Annotated in this window: 1 protein-coding gene; it reads left to right on the forward strand. The window is 37.1% G+C overall.

The features are described 5' to 3' along the window. The coding region (locus BHE89_RS27295; RefSeq protein ID WP_171742446.1) for a hypothetical protein at positions 1–200 on the forward strand (200 nt) is incomplete at its 5' end. Positions 201–229: the final 29 nt, after the last annotated feature.

Consider the following 229-nt stretch of genomic DNA (forward strand, 5'->3'; position numbering starts at 1 on the left):
AGCGAGAACGAACCCAATGGCAACTTACAGCAGTACTTCTACTTGCTGTTTTGACGCAACATTTTTATAAAACCGTATTTAATCCATCTTCGGTAATTAAGGTTTGCCATGTGTTATTACCAATTCGATTAGCGAGAACGAACCCAATGGCAACTTACAGCAGTACTTCTACTTGCTGTTTTGACGCAACATTTTTATAAAACCGTATTTAATCCATCTTCGGTAATTA

The sequence above is a fragment of the Shigella sp. FC1967 genome (genome assembly GCF_001743005.1).
In the GTDB taxonomy this organism is placed as follows: Bacteria; Pseudomonadota; Gammaproteobacteria; order Enterobacterales; family Enterobacteriaceae; genus Proteus.